This window comes from uncultured Algibacter sp. (assembly GCF_963976535.1).
In the GTDB taxonomy this organism is placed as follows: Bacteria; Bacteroidota; Bacteroidia; order Flavobacteriales; family Flavobacteriaceae; genus Algibacter_B.
Window position 1 is genome coordinate 1 of sequence record NZ_CAXBLF010000011.1, and the last position, 17,017, is coordinate 17,017.

At 32.0% G+C, this 17,017-nt stretch carries 14 protein-coding genes; 7 read left to right on the forward strand and 7 right to left on the reverse strand.

Annotated elements, in window-relative coordinates; genetic code table 11:
• The 6 genes from AAC024_RS05070 to AAC024_RS05095 form a co-directional block, all read left to right on the forward strand.
• Nucleotides 1-2,168 (forward strand): gliding motility-associated C-terminal domain-containing protein (locus tag AAC024_RS05070; RefSeq protein WP_339894129.1); only part of this gene is annotated, 2,168 nt, incomplete at its 5' end.
• Nucleotides 2,169-2,179: 11 nt separating this feature from the next.
• Nucleotides 2,180-3,106, forward strand: a complete 927-nt coding sequence (locus AAC024_RS05075) for a type IX secretion system membrane protein PorP/SprF (protein ID WP_339894130.1) — start codon at nucleotides 2,180-2,182, stop codon at nucleotides 3,104-3,106.
• A 13-nt stretch (nucleotides 3,107-3,119) separates the two neighbouring features.
• Complete coding sequence (locus AAC024_RS05080) at nucleotides 3,120-5,045, forward strand: OmpA family protein (protein ID WP_339894131.1); 1,926 nt, start codon at nucleotides 3,120-3,122, stop codon at nucleotides 5,043-5,045.
• A gap of 74 nt (nucleotides 5,046-5,119) precedes the next feature.
• The gene (locus AAC024_RS05085) at nucleotides 5,120-7,045 is read left to right on the forward strand and encodes an OmpA family protein (RefSeq protein WP_339894132.1); all 1,926 of its coding nucleotides are present in this window, start codon (nucleotides 5,120-5,122) and stop codon (nucleotides 7,043-7,045) included.
• A 182-nt stretch (nucleotides 7,046-7,227) separates the two neighbouring features.
• Entirely contained in the window at nucleotides 7,228-8,178 is a 951-nt protein-coding gene (locus tag AAC024_RS05090; protein WP_339894133.1) for an MBL fold metallo-hydrolase, read from the forward strand.
• A gap of 46 nt (nucleotides 8,179-8,224) precedes the next feature.
• The gene (locus tag AAC024_RS05095) at nucleotides 8,225-8,590 is read left to right on the forward strand and encodes a DUF1801 domain-containing protein (RefSeq protein WP_339894134.1); all 366 of its coding nucleotides are present in this window, start codon (nucleotides 8,225-8,227) and stop codon (nucleotides 8,588-8,590) included.
• A gap of 315 nt (nucleotides 8,591-8,905) precedes the next feature.
• Here AAC024_RS05095 and AAC024_RS05100 read toward each other — a convergent pair whose 3' ends face one another.
• Nucleotides 8,906-9,403 (reverse strand): CAP domain-containing protein, encoded by a 498-nt coding sequence (locus AAC024_RS05100; RefSeq protein ID WP_339894135.1) that lies wholly within the window; start codon nucleotides 9,401-9,403, stop codon nucleotides 8,906-8,908.
• 166 nt (nucleotides 9,404-9,569) lie between these two features.
• On the reverse strand, nucleotides 9,570-10,217 hold the full coding sequence (gene pdxH, locus AAC024_RS05105; protein WP_339894136.1) for a pyridoxamine 5'-phosphate oxidase: 648 nt from the start codon (nucleotides 10,215-10,217) through the stop codon (nucleotides 9,570-9,572).
• Between the two features lie 809 nt (nucleotides 10,218-11,026).
• Here pdxH and AAC024_RS05110 point away from each other — a divergent pair.
• Complete coding sequence (locus AAC024_RS05110; RefSeq protein ID WP_339894137.1) at nucleotides 11,027-11,440, forward strand: hypothetical protein; 414 nt, start codon at nucleotides 11,027-11,029, stop codon at nucleotides 11,438-11,440.
• Here the strand turns inward: AAC024_RS05110 and AAC024_RS05115 are convergent.
• The 5 genes from AAC024_RS05115 to rpsA all read right to left on the reverse strand — a co-directional run bounded on the left by AAC024_RS05115 (nucleotide 11,437) and on the right by rpsA (nucleotide 16,674).
• Entirely contained in the window at nucleotides 11,437-12,342 is a 906-nt protein-coding gene (locus AAC024_RS05115) for a ribonuclease Z (protein ID WP_339894138.1), read from the reverse strand. The genes AAC024_RS05110 and AAC024_RS05115 overlap by 4 nt on opposite strands.
• 69 nt (nucleotides 12,343-12,411) lie before the next feature.
• A complete protein-coding gene (locus AAC024_RS05120; RefSeq protein ID WP_339894139.1) occupies nucleotides 12,412-12,744 on the reverse strand; it encodes a ribonuclease Z in 333 nt (110 codons plus the stop codon).
• 3 nt (nucleotides 12,745-12,747) lie between these two features.
• Nucleotides 12,748-13,677: an aspartate carbamoyltransferase catalytic subunit gene (locus tag AAC024_RS05125; RefSeq protein WP_339894140.1), complete on the reverse strand. Its 930-nt coding sequence runs from the start codon at nucleotides 13,675-13,677 to the stop codon at nucleotides 12,748-12,750.
• Between the two features lie 124 nt (nucleotides 13,678-13,801).
• On the reverse strand, nucleotides 13,802-14,341 hold the full coding sequence (pyrR, locus tag AAC024_RS05130; RefSeq protein ID WP_339894141.1) for a bifunctional pyr operon transcriptional regulator/uracil phosphoribosyltransferase PyrR: 540 nt from the start codon (nucleotides 14,339-14,341) through the stop codon (nucleotides 13,802-13,804).
• Between the two features lie 386 nt (nucleotides 14,342-14,727).
• Nucleotides 14,728-16,674, reverse strand: a complete 1,947-nt coding sequence (gene rpsA, locus AAC024_RS05135) for a 30S ribosomal protein S1 (RefSeq protein WP_339894142.1) — start codon at nucleotides 16,672-16,674, stop codon at nucleotides 14,728-14,730.
• Nucleotides 16,675-17,017 lie beyond the last annotated feature (343 nt).

Below are 17,017 nucleotides of genomic sequence, written 5' to 3' on the forward strand. Positions count from 1 at the left end.
CGGATGCCTGTGGCAACAATACTACGGCGTCTCAAATTATTAATGTGAATGATACAACGAACCCAACAGTATCTGGCACAATACAAACAACGACTGTTGAGGGTTGTGTAGCTTCTGATGCGACAGCGGCGGTAAATACAATGTCTGACCTTAATTCACTTGGATTAACGATTACTGATGCCTGTACTTCAGATGATAATCTGGTGATAACTAGTTCGGATAGCCCCTCTGGTTCTTGCCCGATTGAAGTCATCAGAACCTATACCATAACAGATAGTTGTGGTAACTTTACTAACGTTTCGCAAACTATTTTTGTAGATGACACTATCGCTCCAGTACTTACATTACCACCTAATATAACAGCTGAATGTAGTGACGATTTATCGCCTATAAGTTTTGGTACTGCTACTGCAACTGATAATTGTGATGAAAACCCTATAGTAACTTTTAGCGATGTAACAGTAAACGGTACTTGTTCTGGTGATTTTACAATCACTCGTACTTGGACTGCTACCGATGCTTGTGGAAACGCAGCTAGTGCAAATCAAATCATATCAACAGCAGATACAACTGCTCCAGAATTTGATCAAATTGTGCTTCCTATAGATGTAGTTGTTGAATGTGACAGTATCCCTATTCAAGAAACTTTAACAGCAACAGATAATTGTAGTATTGCTACGGTAACTGTTAATGATGAAAGAACTGACGGGAATTGTCCTAATAACTACACAATAACTCGTTCTTATACTGCTACAGATGAATGTGGTGTTACTAATACTCACGTTCAAACAATTACAGTACAAGACAGTACACCACCTGTTTTTGTTGAGACCATATTACCTAATGCAAACATTGTAGTTGAATGTGATGCTATTCCTGTAGCTGAAACACTAACAGCTACTGATACCTGCGGTTCAGCTACTGTTTCAGTTAGTGATTCAAGAACTGACGGAAATTGTCCAAACAGTTATTCTTTAGTTCGTACTTGGGTAGCTACTGATGCTTGCGGATTAACAACTACACACACTCAAAATATAATTGTTCAAGATACTACGCCTCCAGTATTTGTAGAATCTTTACCAAGAGATACGACTGTTGAATGTGATGCAATACCTGATACATCAAGTTTAACGGCAACTGATAATTGTGGTAATGCAACAGTAACTGTAAGTGATGTAAGAACTAATGGAAATTGCCCTAACAGCTATACTTTAGCACGTACTTGGATTGCTACTGACGAGTGTGGATTAACAACTATACATACTCAAGTTATTACTGTACAAGATACAACGGCACCAGTACCAGCTACAACTTTTGCTTCAACGCTTGATGTAAGTTGTACTGATATTCCTGAAGTACCCGAAGTAGAATTTGTTGATAACTGTTCTTCTAACATAATTGTTGTATTCAATGAAACAAATTCATTTGACGAAAATGTAATTGCAGATTATCAAATTGTTAGAACTTGGACAGTTAGAGATGCTTGTAATAATGAAGAAGTTTATACTCAAACATTAAATGTAGCACTTGATGAAATTTTAAATGAAGTTGTTGCTGAAGACAGATGTTTTGATAATGGGGTTATAAACTTAGATGATTTCTTAGCGGATGGTGTTTTTGGTGGTAGTTGGGAAATTATTGAAGGTAGCCCAATAGCAACTATAAACGGTAGTATTTTTGACCCTACTAATTTAGATTCTGCATATTCTGAAGAGTTTAATCCTAATACTGATGGAATTCAATATGTATTAAGACATACTGGCTTCCAAAGCGGCTGTATAAATGTTACTGACGTCCTAATGATTGTTGATGCCAAATGTAGAGTTTTGCCTTGCGGCGAAAAGGATATAAGTATTTCAACTGCAATTACACCAAATGGAGATGGTTTTAATGAATCGTTTGATATTAAAGGCATTGATTTATGTGGTTTTGTTGCTGAAATAAAAATATTTAACCGTTGGGGAGCCCTAGTATATGAGTCTAACGATTATACCTTAGGTAGTTTAAAATCAGGATCGGGTACATTTGGAGATTGGAATGGATCATCACCTAAATCATCTATCGGGAATAACGGAAAATTACCAAACGGAACATATTATTATATCGTTAATTTAAGAAACAGTGGATTGAATCCAATAACTGGTCCAGTTTATTTAGGAACAAAATAATATCTTAACCTATGAAACTTTTAAAACATAATATAATCGCTATTGCGTTGTTAAGCTGTACGGTTGGGGTTGCGCAACAATTACCGCAGTTCACACAGTATATGTACAACACAATCTCAATAAACCCAGCTTATGCAGGAAGTAGAGAGGCTTTAAGTATAGTTGGATTGCATAGAAGCCAATGGGTTGGCTTTAAGGGCGGTCCTATTACACAAACACTATCTATACATACGCCGCTTAGAAATGACAGAATAGGTTTAGGTTTATCGTTAATTGAAGATGATTTAGGGCCACAAAATTTTACATATTTATATGGCGATTTTTCATATAGTATTCCAACAGGAAAAGATGGGAAATTAGCATTTGGTTTAAAGGCCGGATTTACTCAGTTTAGTTTTGATGCCAATTTTCGTTTAAATGAAGATAACCAAAATGACCCACTAATTTACGGAACAGAAGATAGATGGGCTCCAAATGTTGGTGCTGGTGTTTATTGGAGTACAGATAAAATTTATGCAAGTTTATCTGCTCCAAGGATATTAAATAATAGTAGTAATACAAATAGAGATTTTGAGGCTTTAGATGATATTAGTTATTACTTTACAGCTGGTGGGATTTTTGATCTTAATAAAACATTCAAATTCAGACCATCTGTTTTAATTAAAGCTACTAACGGTGCTCCTGTTTCTTATGATTTAACTTCTAGTTTTTTATATAACGAAAAAGTTTGGCTAGGTGGTTCTTATAGAATAAATGAACTAACTGCTGCTATTGGTGGTTTTGCTGGTTTTCAAATTTCAAGACAACTTCTAATTGGATATGCTTACGAAAAACCAAGATCCGAGATAACTGACTTTACAAGTGGAACTCACGAGATAATACTTATGTATGAGTTTAAATTCTTGAGTTCTAAATTAAAATCACCTAGATATTTTTAATACAAATTTTTCTATGAATACTAAAAATTACATATTAGTTTGTGTTGCAATTATGCTAAGTTTTTCAGTCTTTTCTCAACAAGGAAAGCAAAAAAGAGCAGATACATTATTCAATAAATTTTCTTTTGTTAAAGCAGCAAAACTTTACAGAGAACTTGTTCAGGATAATTATAACAGAAACTATGCTACAAGAAAGCTAGCAGATAGTTACGCATTTTTAAGAGACCCAAGAAATGCTTCAAGATTTTATAAAAGTGTTGTTAAGCAGAAAAACGTCCCTGTAGAGTACTATTACAAGTATGCACAATCGCTTCGTGGCATGAAAAAATACGATGAATCTCAAATATGGCTTAAACGTTATAAAGATTCTGGTGGTGTTGTAGATGCAAATGATTTTTCAAAAGATATTAATTTCATAACCAGTGTATTTGGCGCAAAACAACAATACTTTTTGGATAGAGTTCGCTTCAATTCAAAATATAGTGATTTTGGAGCCATAGAGCATGATGGAAAAGTATATTTTGCTTCTGCTCGTGACGAAGGTGTTGCTATTAAGCGTTTATATGGATGGAACGAACAACCTTTTTTAGATATATATGTTGCTCCAGCTGGCTCAAAAAAAAATGTTGACCATACGGCAAAACTTCCTGGTGATGTAAATTCCATTTATCATGATGGTCCGGTTACAATCACAAAGGATGGAAAAACCATGTACTTCTCAAGAAATAATTTCAAAGATGATATTGAAGTAAAGGATAAAAAAGGGTTAACTAACATGAAAATTTACCGTGCAACTTTCGTAGATAGCTTATGGACTAATGTTGAAGATCTTTCAATAAATGGTGACAATTTCTCAACCCAACACGCAGCATTAAATACGGATGACACTAAACTCTATTTTACATCTGATAGACCAGGAACAATTGGTGGGTCTGATATATGGAAAGTAGATATTGCTCTAGATGGTACACTTGGGGATATCCAAAATCTAGGAAATATTATCAACACAGAAAGTGCTGAAGGATTTCCCTTTATAAATAATGAAGGTGTTTTGTTCTTCTCTTCTGATGGACATACAGGTTTAGGCATGTTAGATGTTTTCGCAACTATTAAAGGTGACGATGAGGATACAATAGTAGATGTCATAAACTTAGGGGTGCCTGTTAACTCAAATAAAGACGACTTTTCATTTACAATGAACGCTGATGGCATTACCGGTTACTTTGCGTCTAATCGTCAAGGTGGTCGTGGTAGTGACGATATTTATGCATTCCACCGAGAACCTGTTCTTCATGTTGAAGGTGTTGTAACTGATGCTATTAATACCAATCCTGTTATAGGAGCCAAAATAACTTTATTTGATGAAAACGATAATCAAGTGGCTTTTATGGAAACCGACGAAAATGGGTATTTTCAAATAAATATTGATAGAAATAAAGACTATAAAATAGTTGCAAATCAAGATAAATATATTGATGATTATCGAGAATTTAACTCTAGAAACATCCAAACTGAATTAATAACGATCAGCGCTAATTTATTATTAAATCCAGTACAAAATGTTGTAAAACTTGCTGAGATAGATTTAAATACTATTTACTTTAATTTTGATAGTCATACTATTAGAGATGATGCGGCAATTCAATTAGATAAAATTGTACGTTTAATGCAAAACGATTATCCAGAAATGATAATCCGTATTGAATCACATACCGATTCAAGAGGTGAATTAACATACAATGATAAATTATCTATTGATAGAGCAAATTCAACTTATGAATATTTAGTTTCAAAAGGTATAGATTCTTCAAGAATTACAGAGCATCAAGGTTTTGGTGAACGTAGATTAACAAATGGCTGTGAAGATGGTGAAGACTGCGAAGAGCAAGATCACCAGTTAAATAGACGTACACAATTTATTGTAGTAAAAATGGAATAGACAGCGCAAAACCTAATTGCGTAGATAAGACATAAAGTAAAAAGTATAGGATTTTTAATTAAATAAGACCCCAAATGAAATTAAAAAACTACATAATAACAGGTATAGTTTTGCTTATCACTATTTGTGCTTTTGCACAAAATGATACGCAAAAAAAAGCAGACAATTTATTTAATAATTTTGCTTTTGTTCAAGCTACAAACGCTTATCACGATTTAATTAATGAGGGTTTTAACACTGATTATGCGACCAGACAATTAGCGGATAGTTATGCTTACTTGAGAAATCCAGATAGTGCCGTAGTGTATTATGAAAAAGCGGTTAAACAAAACAATGTTCCCATAGAATACTATTATAACTATTCTCAAGCTTTACGAGGCGTTAAAGATTATGAAGCGTCTCGCGTATGGATGAAACAGTTTAAAGATGCTGGTGGAAATATTGAAGAACAACGATTTTTAAAAGATTCTGATTTCTTAAACTCTATTTTCAATGCTAAAAAACAATACTTTTTAAAGCACATTAAATTCAATTCAAAGTTTAGTGAGTTTGGAGCTTATGAGCATGATGGTAATATTTACTTCACATCCTCAAGAGATAAAGGTGATTTAAAAAAACATATAAATGGTTGGGATGAAGAGCCCTTTCTTAATATTTATGTTATTCACAAAAATGCAAATGATAGCATTGTAAATGGTAAATCGAAATTAAAAGGACAAGTAAACTCTGTATATCACGATGGACCACTAACTTTAACTAAAGATGGTAAAACCATGTATTTTTCTAGAACAGATTTTATAAAAAATATTTTAGGAAGAAACAATGAAGGTATTTCAAACTTAAAAATATATAAAGCTTCTTTAGTTGAGGATAAATGGACAAATATTGAAGAACTTCCTTTTAATAGTAATCATTTTTCAAACGCTCATCCGGCTTTAAGTGAAGATGAATCAAAACTATATTTTGCTTCAGATAGATCTGGAGGAAAAGGCGGTTCTGATATTTATTATGTTGATATTCATAATGGTACTTTCGGAAAACCAAAAAACGTTGGATCTGTTGTAAATACAAACAAAAATGAGAAATTTCCTTTTATCAATAGTGAAGGTGCACTTTTCTTTTCTTCAGATGGTCATCCAGGATTAGGCTTATTAGACGTTTTCGGAACGGTTTCAAATGAAAGTAAAAATATTGTTAGTATTATTAATTTAGGAACTCCAGTAAACTCAAGTAAAGACGATTTTTCATTTTTTATGAATGAAGATGGTTTATCTGGGTACTTTGCATCCAATAGACATGGTGGTGTTGGTAGCGATGATATTTATGCTTATGATAGACTTCCTCAATTAAACCTTGACGGAACTGTTTATGATACTATCAACAACAGCCCTATTAGCAATGCTATGGTTACTTTGCTTGATATAAATAATAATGTAATTGCTAAACTTCAAACAGATAATAATGGACACTATTCTATTAACATTGATAGAGATGCTGATTATGTAGTTAAAGTTAATAAAGATGGATTTGTAGATTATGAAAACGCTTTAACATCAAAAAGTATTGATAGAAACGTAAAGACAGTTACCAATGATTTTTCGATGCAACCAGAAGCAAAAGTTGAAGAAATTACAGAAATAGTAAAGCTATCCCCTATTTACTATACTTACAATAGTTCTAAAATTAGAAATGAAGATTTACAAGAATTAGATAGCATGGTAAATACCATGCTGAATATACACCCTAACATGACCATTAGAATTGAGTCTTATTCAGATTCAAGAGGTCCTGCAAATTATAATTACAAGCTTTCTCAAGACAGAGCAAATGCTACTTATAAATACTTAGTTAATAAAGGTGTTAATCCAGATAGAATTATAGATTATAAAGGCTACGGAGAAGAAAAATTAACGAATGGCTGTGATAGTACTACAAAATGTACAGAAGCGCAACATCAGAAAAACAGACGTACACAATTTATTGTTGTTAAAATGAAATAATATAAACCTAACTTAATTATTATAAAACCACTAAAAGAAAATTTCTTTTAGTGGTTTTTTATTAAAAAATAGATTTAAAATAAGAACTGAATATTATTCGTTAAATTAGATGCATAGGAATATTATTAATCTTTGTCTTTGATTAAGGCATATTAGAAATGAAAAAATATAGCATCTTTTTTTTGATAATCTTTATTCTTTCTTGTTCAAACAAAAAATCTTCAATTAATACTTTTGAAGAAAAAAGCACTAAAGAATTAAATATAAACAGCACTTCAATAGTTATACTTGGAACTATTCAAGATGCTGGCTCTCCACAAATTGGATGTAACAAATCATGCTGTATCAATCTTTTTGAAAATCCAGATAATAGTAGACAAATAGTTTCACTCGGATTAATTGACGCACAAAATAATAAAACCTATTTATTTGAAGCAACTCCAGACATAGCAAGGCAAATGAAAATGCTAACTAACTATGAAGCGCAAAGCAATAAGGAAATAGCAGATGGGATATTTTTAACTCACGCTCATATTGGCCATTATACAGGATTAATGTTTTTAGGTAAGGAAGCTATGGATGCTAAAAACACAACAGTTTATACAATGCCAAGAATGAAAGAATTTCTAATTAATAACGGGCCTTGGAGTCAACTTGTAGCAAGAGAAAATATCAAATTAAATGAATTGGAAAATGAAAAAGCAATTCAACTATCTAACACCATTCAAGTTACCCCATTTTTAGTTCCTCATAGAGATGAATATTCAGAAACAGTAGGCTATAAAATTGTAGGACCAAACAAAAGTGCTTTATTTATTCCAGACATAGATAAATGGCATAAATGGGACAAAGATATTCTTGATGAAATAAAAAAAGTAGATTATGCCTTCTTAGACGCTGCATTTTATAGTGGCAAAGAAATAAATAACAGAGATATTTCTCAAATTCCGCACCCTTTTATTATTGAAAGCCTTGAAAAATTTGAAGAACTAAACCATAAGGAAAAGAATAAAGTGGTTTTTATTCATTTTAACCATACAAATCCAGTAATTGACCCAAATAGTAATGAAGCCAAAAAAGTGACAGATTTAGGCTTTAAAATCGGTAGAATTAATGATGTTTTTGAGTTATAACTAATACCAAAAACTGAGTTTCCTAAATCATGAGATCGTTAAAATTATGAATGAAAACACTAGTTTTTATCTAAATAAAAACGAACCAAACAAAAGCTGCTTATTAAGTTTACAAGCCATTATAATTAAGCAAAACAAAGACATTACAGAAACAAAAAAGTATGGAATGCCCTGTTTTTGCTATAAAAATAAAATGTTTTGTTATTTCTGGATTGATAATAAAACCGAAGAACCCTACTTATTACTCGTTGAAGGCGCATATCTTAATCATCCAAAATTAGAAGCAGGTAAACGTAAACGCATGAAAATTTTCAAAGTTAATCCTAATCTAAATATTCCAATAAAAACGATTGAGTCCATACTAAATGAAGCGCTAGATTTATACAGAAATGGTACTATAAGCATTAAATAAAAAATCCACTCAGTTATGAGAGGATTTTTACCTAAAGCTAGATTTAATAACAATTAAGTTATTAATAATAACCTATTCCATTTCTTATTTAGTGTCTGGTCGCAAACAGACAATTTTTATAATTTGAATTATTTTTGATGTTATTTTTATTTACTTTTTATGAGTTGATGCCTTAGCATCAAGCGATTAAAAACAAATGGAAAGAGGGCGAAAAGAAACAAATTTAATATTGATGTGTTTCCGAACAGGCACTATTTAGCTATTAATCAGAAAATTAAATCGGTTATTCGCTTTAGTGCTAAATTTAAAACACTACTATTTTTTTATAAATATATTGGTGTAATACCATCTACCTTCTTCATTTTTTTCTGCGGAAACATCAAAATTTGTAAAGTCACCTTCCAAGATTGCTTTATGCGCTTCACTTTTAATCCAAGCTCTTACAACAGATTCTGCAGAACTATAACCAAAAGCTACATTCTCTGATACTTTTTGAGCACCTACATTCGACTTTAAATAATTACTTCTGGTAAAAAAGTTATAATGAGATACTTCATCTTTAACAACCATATAATCTGTATGACTATTTGCAACAGATTTTATAATATTCATATCGCCTAAAGGATTTAACCCTAAAGTCAATCTATGGTTATTTATAAGTTCTAGAATTTCTACTTCAATAGTTTTAGCCTCTTGTGTAGTAAGACTTAATTCCATAGTATCAGCTTTATCATCCATACTATCTGTAGAACATGAAGAAAATGTAAAAATAGTAAGTAAAGCCAATAATGGCAACTTGATTAGATACTTCATAGGTTAAGTATATTTAGATTTGGTTATGTAAAATTAACCGCCTATCTTGAAGTAAATGTTAATGAATTGTTAAAATCGATGAAACACGTGTATTTCATCGATTTTATATGTTTTTTATCGATGAAATACATTGTTTTTAATCTAAAAAGTGTATTTCAGCGATATTTTATGGAGATAATCGATTAATCTGCCAACTGTAGTCGTCTTGAAGTTTATATAGAATACGGTCATGAAGTCTATTTGGGCGACCTTGCCAAAATTCAATTTCAACTGGTTTTACTATATAACCACCCCAATATTCAGGTCTAGGAATTTCCTTTCCTTGGTATTCAATTTCTAATTTTAAGAGTTTATCTTCAAGTTGTTGTCTATTCATTACAACTTCACTTTGGTTAGATACTATAGCTCCTAATTGGCTGCCACGTGGTCTAGATTCAAAGTAACCGTCGCTCAAATTCTTAGCAATTTTTTCAACTTTACCTTTTATGATGATTTGTCGTTCAGCACCATGCCAAAAAAAAGATAAACAAACATTTGGGTTAGCATCAATAGCCTTTCCTTTTTCACTATTATAATTAGTATAGAAAATAAATCCTTCGTAGGTGTATTTTTTAAGTAGCACTACCCTATTCTTTGGATAACCATCTAAACCTATTGTTGAAATGGTCATGGCGTTAGTTTCATCTTCTGCAAAATGCATATCAATCTCATAAAACCATTTTTGAAACAATTCTAAAGGGTTCTCTGGCACCTCATTTAAAAGTAGTTCACTTTTTTCGTAAGATTTTCTATAATTGCTTAAATCCTTTTCCATTATTAATATCTGTAAAATAAATATTTTATATATATGTTCAAATTTACACAAAATGCTTTTTGTAGAAACCTTTATAGGGCTCATTTTATTATTTGTGGGCTTTTAGTGAAAAAATACCCATCGTTAATTGGTGCTTATAATTCAATGTCAGCTTAAGAAAAAAAGATGATTAATATTAAAAAATTTTTTATAGCTTTTCTAAACAAAGAACTAACTATTTACTGGTGCTTTAGTACATGACAAAAATTAATTTTGAGAAATAAACTACTCACAATTTTCAGGTTAACAAAAACCTTACAGGTTTTAAAACCCTGTGAGATACGTAACGAAAAAGACGTAATATATTATATATGTGCGGTTTATAGTTCTATTCTAAATTTTTGTCATGTACTTGAGTCTTTTTTATAAAACTAATTACAAAATTTTTCCGAAATATGTTTAAAAAGCGATTGGATACCTGGTTGGTAAGGTTTAAAGCGTATTGCGAAAATCAATAAGTTATTATACCTAGAGTTCATCTGTGTGAGTTTGAAGATTTAAAATACTATCCGTTCAAAGCACATATTTTCTTTTAGAAATGAGCAATATGATTAATCAAATAGTAGACAATGATTCTTATACTTGGCAATAAAATAAAATCCGGACGAAAAAAAATTTCTGATTGATTAGGTTATAAAAATATTAAAAAATAAAGTACTCTGAATAAAGAGTCTATCTTCAATAGACAGAAAATAACAAAAATTTAATATCCTTTAGGGTTGAATGTTGCGATATACTTGCTACCTTAGTATTACCAACCCTAACATTTTATGAATTTTGAGAATTACTCGTATAGTAAAACAGCAAATTATACCAAATTAGAAATGCCATTCGGTACTTATTATTTGTGTGAAAAATTTTTTATTGGCGAATTACATGAAGGTGTCCATTTTGATTGGAAAAAAACAGAATTAGTTGCTCAAAAACTAATTGATTTCTATGGTAGTAACGCTAAAATAGGATTCATTTCTAACAGAATCAAGGATTATTCAATTGACCCTAATAATTGGACAAAAATTGATGAGAAATATAACCTAATTGTCGCTAGTGCTATTGTTATGTATAACAATTCAACATACATGAATGCATCATTAGAAAAACAGTTCACTAAGAAAAGTATTAAGCGTTGCATGTCTTTGAAAGAAGCAATTAACTGGATGGAGAGTTTAAAGGAGTTTCATTAAAACTCGAAGGTTTTACCATCTTCAGCTAATTCTACTTTATCAAAAACGACTTTAGCTTCGTCTTTAAAAGCCTCAATACTACCATAGCGTGTTGAGTAATGGCCTAGTATCAAAGTATCCACATTAGCTTGTTTAGCTATACGGGCTGCCTCTTTTGCTGTTGAATGTTTTGTTTTTAATGCTAAATGCGCATGTTGCTCTAAAAAAGTAGATTCGTGATATAAGACATCTGTGTTTTTTATAATTGGAATAATATCTTCTTTATACATGGTATCGCTGCAAAAAGCATAACTTTTTGGTTTAAGACCAGATTTTGTAACCGTTTCATTTTTTATAGTTATACCGTCTTCATTTTCAACATCAAAACCTTGTGTTAGCTTTCTATAATAAGCCATATTAATGTTTGCATCTTCTGCGGCGTTCACATTTAATTTACGCAAACCTTCTTTTTCCTTAAATAAAAAACCATTGGTATAAATTCTATGATTTAACGGAATGGTATAAATTTCAACTTTTTCATCTTCAAAAATTAATTCTGATTTCTTCGATGTCAGCTCATGAAAATATAGATTATAGTTTGTCCAAGAATCAGCAAATTTCATTTGAAGCGTCACTATTTCTTTAATGCCTTTTGGCCCATAAATATGTAAATCAGTTTCTCTAGTAAGTAATCTAAACGTAGAAATTAAACCTACTAAACCAAAAAAATGATCGCCATGTAAATGCGATATAAAAATGTGCTTAATACGATTAAACTTAATTTTGTGTTTACGTAATTGCACCTGTGTACCTTCACCGCAATCAATTAAAAACATGTGGTTGTTAATTTCTAAAACTTGCGATGTGGTATTATTTAAAGTGCGCGGTGTGGCACTGTAACATCCTAATATGGTTAATTTCATGTATGTTGTTGAGTTGTTAAGTTGTTAAGTTGTATCGATTAAACGACAAACAGCTAAACAACAAACTTTTCAAAATCCTAAGTCACGTTCCATATCTTCCATTTCAATAAGGTCGTAAGCCTCTTGTAGAGTTGGCACTACAACAAGTTTATCAGGAACAACATCTAAGTCTATTTTATCAGAAACGATAACAAACGAATGTTTTGAAACTTTATGTGTGTTTGATAATTCTAGAAATTCTACTATTTCAGCTTGAGTTAAAACATCCAAACTAGTTAAAGCAACAATAATATTATTGTTCTTAAATTTTGGATACAAAGCCTGTAGCTTTTTAACCAACTCTATAACCGAAACCTTTTCCTGTGTGATTATAGCTGTATTTCCGTTTTGGTCAAATATCATAATCTATTGTTTTATTTTTGATGCCAGTAAATAAATAACTGCCATTCTTACTGCTACACCATTTTGAACTTGGTCTAATATAATAGATTGTTTTGAATCTGCAACATCGCTAGTAATTTCTACACCTCTATTTATTGGTCCGGGGTGCATAATAGTAATTTCTTTATCTAAAGAATCAAGCAAGTTTTTATTTACTCCAAATTGTTGAGTATATTCTCGAGTTGAAGGAAAATAACTTATATCCATGCGTTCATTTTGCACACGAAGCATATTTGCTACATCACACCAATTCAAAGCTTTACGTAAATTTGTTTCAACTTTTACTCCAAGTTTGTCAATATACTTAGGAATCAACGTTTTCGGGCCGCAAACCATCACTTGAGCACCTTGTAATTGCAGTGCAAATATATTTGAAAGTGCGACTCTACTGTGTAAAACATCTCCAACTATAACCACCTTTTTTCCTTTAACATCTCCAAGTTTTTCTCTAATAGAATAAGAATCTAATAAGGCTTGTGTTGGGTGTTCATGAGCACCATCACCGGCATTTATAATACTTGCATTCACATGCTTTGACAAAAACACGCCTGCTCCGGGATTAGGATGTCTCATCACAACCATATCTACTTTCATAGACAGAATATTGTTTACCGTATCAATTAAAGTCTCTCCTTTTTTAACTGAAGATTGCCCTGATGAAAAATTAATAACATCAGCAGATAATCGTTTTTCAGCAAGTTCAAAAGATAATTTTGTTCTGGTAGAATTTTCAAAAAATAAGTTAGCAATGGTAATATCTCGAAGCGAAGGCACCTTTTTAATCGGTCTGTTAATCACTTCTTTAAAATGATCGGCAGTTTCAAAAATAAGTTGGATATCTTGTTTGTTAAGATACTTAATTCCTAATAAGTGATTCACACTTAATTCGCTCATTCTCTTATAGTATTCAGTTGGCAGTTTTCAATTGCCAGTTATTGCACTTCTAACTTCTAACTTCTAGCTTCTAGCTTCTAGCTTCTAGCTTCTAGCTTCTAGCTTCTAGCTTCTAGCCAAATTATCACTTTTCAATTAAGTAAACCGAGTCCTCATTATCATGCTCCTTCCAATTTACTTTTACTTTTTCGTTATTTATAACATCCACTTGTCGCCCTCTATAATCTGGCTGTATTGGCAAATGCCTGCTAAAACGTCTATCAATCAAAGTTAAAAGCTCAATTTCATTAGGTCTTCCAAAAGATTGAATCGCCGTTAAGGCAGCTCTAATACTTCTTCCTGTATATAAAACATCATCAATAAATACAATATTTTTGTCTTCTACTAAAAAGTTTATTTTTGTAGTATTAGCTTCAAGTGTTTTTTCTCCACGACGAAAATCATCTCTATAAAAGGTGATATCTAAATGGCCTAATTTTATGTTTTTAACGTTGTAGTCTTCACTTAAAATTTTAGCTAATCTATCTGCTAAAAACACACCACGGGGCTGTAAACCAATTAAAACCGTATTAGAAAAGTCGTTGTGTTTTTCAATAAGTTGACAAGCCAATCGATGAAGAATGATGTTTACCTCTTTTTCGTTAAGTAAAACTTTTTGACTCATATACTATCCAAACGTATTTGGAGCACAAAGGTAATGCAAAATTTTAGAAGTTAAAACCATTAATGCTAATCTTTATTTCGGCGCAACCTACATCCTGAATTTAGTTCAGGACCTAGGTCGGGCTATTCGTTGCAAGTCCTCGCACCTCCTACGTCGGGCTGTGGGCTTTCTACTGCTATCCCTTGCGCACTGTTCGCAGCGATAGTAATCTGTTGCTATTTTATTTTTCCACTCCGCAAAGTCCGCTCCGCAAAGTCTCCCGACTTTGAGGGCATTACGCAATTTAGTTTTCCGCTAAGTCGGGAGACTTTGCGGAGCGGTTAATAACCAAAAAAAAGCCTTCAATTTCTTGAAGGCTTTAGTATAACTAAATGATTTTAGAAAACTTACTCTTTCTCAGCTTTTGGCTCAGCCTTTGGTTCAGCCTTTGGTTCAGCTTTTGGCTCAGCTTTTGACTTAGCTTTTGGCTCAACTTTTGCCTTAGCTTTTGGCGTAGCCTTAGTAGTTTTTCCGTCCATTTTATCTTTAAGAGCTTGTAAAGCATCATTAGCATCACCTAAAGTAGGTTTAGCTTCAGCAGCAGCACTAGCAGCTTTCTTAACAGCAGCTTTTACATTTGCCATTTCTTCCGCTTTAAAAATAGCAGTATGCGATGCAACTACACGTTTAAACTCTTTATTAAATTCAATGATTTTGAATTCTGTTTCTTCACCTTTAGCAAGTTTCTTTCCATCTTCTTTTTCAAGATGACGAGAAGGTACAAAAGCAACGATATCTTCGTTAAATTCAATAGTAGCTCCTTTATCAACTATTTCAAAAATAGAAGCTTTATGAACTGTATTTAAAGCAAATTCAGTTTCATATTTATCCCAAGGGTTTTCAGTAGTTTGCTTATGACCTAAACTTAATTTACGTCCTTCAACATCTAATTCTAATACTACTACGTCTAACTTATCACCTACAGCACAAAACTCAGAAGGGTGCTTGATTTTCTTAGTCCAAGATAAATCAGAGATGTAAATTAAACCATCAATACCTTCTTCTAATTCAACAAAAACACCAAAGTTTGTAAAGTTACGTACAATACCTGTATGCTTAGACGCTAATGGGTATTTAGAAGTAATATCTGTCCATGGATCTGGCGTTAATTGCTTAATACCAAGAGACATTTTACGATCTTCTCTATCTAAAGTTAAGATTACTGCATCTACTTCATCTCCAACAGAAACGAAATCTTGAGCAGAACGTAAATGTGTAGACCAAGACATTTCAGAAACGTGAATTAATCCTTCAACGCCATCTGCAACCTCAATAAACGCACCGTAATCTGCGATTACAACAACTTTACCTTTTACTTTATCGCCAATTTTCACCTCTTCTGCAAGAGCTTCCCATGGATGTTTTGATAATTGTTTAAGACCCAATTGAATTCTTGATTTGTTTTCATCAAAGTCAAGGATTACCACATTAAGTTTTTGATCTAACTCAACAATCTCGTTTGGATGATTGATTCTAGACCATGATAAATCTGTAATATGAACTAATCCGTCAACACCTCCAAGGTCGATGAATACACCATAAGAAGTAATATTTTTAACAATACCTTCTAATACTTGACCTTTTTCTAATTGACCAATAATTTCTTTCTTTTGTTCTTCAATATCAGCCTCAATAAGTGCTTTATGAGAAACTACTACGTTTTTGAACTCGTGGTTGATTTTCACAACTTTAAATTCCATAGTTTTATTTACGTATTGATCGTAATCTCTAATTGGTTTAACATCAATTTGAGAACCTGGTAAGAATGCTTCAATTCCGAAAACATCTACAATCATCCCACCTTTAGTTCTGCATTTCACAAAACCATTTACGATTTCACCAGTATCATGAGCACTGTTTACACGATCCCATGCTTTAATGACACGAGCTTTTCTGTGAGATAATACTAATTGCCCTGTTGCATCTTCACGAACATCAATTAATACTTCTACTTTGTCTCCTACTTTTAAATCTGGATTGTAACGAAATTCGTTTAAAGAAATAACACCTTCAGATTTTGCGTTAATGTCAATAATAGCATCTCTATCAGAAATGTGTACTACTGTACCTTCAACTACTTCATCATCTAAAGTATCAACGAAATTTGCTGCTACTAATTTTTCAAATTCTTTTAATTGTTGATCGTCAACCTCATCAATTCCCTCTTGGTAATTGTGCCAGTTAAAGTCTTTTAAGAATTTTTCAGGATTTGCTTGAGCTTCAGATACTACTGGAGCTTCTACTGCTGGAGCTTCTGTTGCTTCAACTTCAGCTTGTTTTGCTTTTTCAGCCATTTAATTAATTCTGCGAAATATTAAAGAGATTTCCGCCTTCGCGGAAACGCCATTTCATCGCGTTTGTATTCTGTATGTTTCGGAAGATTTATGCAAATACCACACAGAAGTGTTATATTATTTTAAGTTTCATCCCTTTCATCTTTCCGACGATTCGCTAAAAGGAGTGCAAAAATACATAATATTGATATAATTACCTAAAAATGAGAAAATAAAATAGTTGTGACTTTCACAAAGGCATGTGTCTAATAATTAGAAACAATTTATTAATCAATATTTAATTAAAACATTCGAATATTTTAGTATATTGTTCAATACAAATAATTACAATAAAAATTTACAA

Coding starts and splice junctions, on each gene's coding strand:
- AAC024_RS05085 (WP_339894132.1), top strand. CDS start 5,120: ATGAAATTAAAAAACTACATAATAACAGGTATAGTTTTGCTTATCACT.
- pyrR (WP_339894141.1), bottom strand. CDS start 14,341: ATGAGTCAAAAAGTTTTACTTAACGAAAAAGAGGTAAACATCATTCTT.
- AAC024_RS05075 (WP_339894130.1), top strand. CDS start 2,180: ATGAAACTTTTAAAACATAATATAATCGCTATTGCGTTGTTAAGCTGT.
- pdxH (WP_339894136.1), bottom strand. CDS start 10,217: ATGGAAAAGGATTTAAGCAATTATAGAAAATCTTACGAAAAAAGTGAA.
- AAC024_RS05115 (WP_339894138.1), bottom strand. CDS start 12,342: ATGAAATTAACCATATTAGGATGTTACAGTGCCACACCGCGCACTTTA.
- AAC024_RS05095 (WP_339894134.1), top strand. CDS start 8,225: ATGAATGAAAACACTAGTTTTTATCTAAATAAAAACGAACCAAACAAA.
- AAC024_RS05080 (WP_339894131.1), top strand. CDS start 3,120: ATGAATACTAAAAATTACATATTAGTTTGTGTTGCAATTATGCTAAGT.
- AAC024_RS05120 (WP_339894139.1), bottom strand. CDS start 12,744: ATGATATTTGACCAAAACGGAAATACAGCTATAATCACACAGGAAAAG.
- rpsA (WP_339894142.1), bottom strand. CDS start 16,674: ATGGCTGAAAAAGCAAAACAAGCTGAAGTTGAAGCAACAGAAGCTCCA.
- AAC024_RS05100 (WP_339894135.1), bottom strand. CDS start 9,403: ATGAAGTATCTAATCAAGTTGCCATTATTGGCTTTACTTACTATTTTT.
- AAC024_RS05110 (WP_339894137.1), top strand. CDS start 11,027: ATGAATTTTGAGAATTACTCGTATAGTAAAACAGCAAATTATACCAAA.
- AAC024_RS05125 (WP_339894140.1), bottom strand. CDS start 13,677: ATGAGCGAATTAAGTGTGAATCACTTATTAGGAATTAAGTATCTTAAC.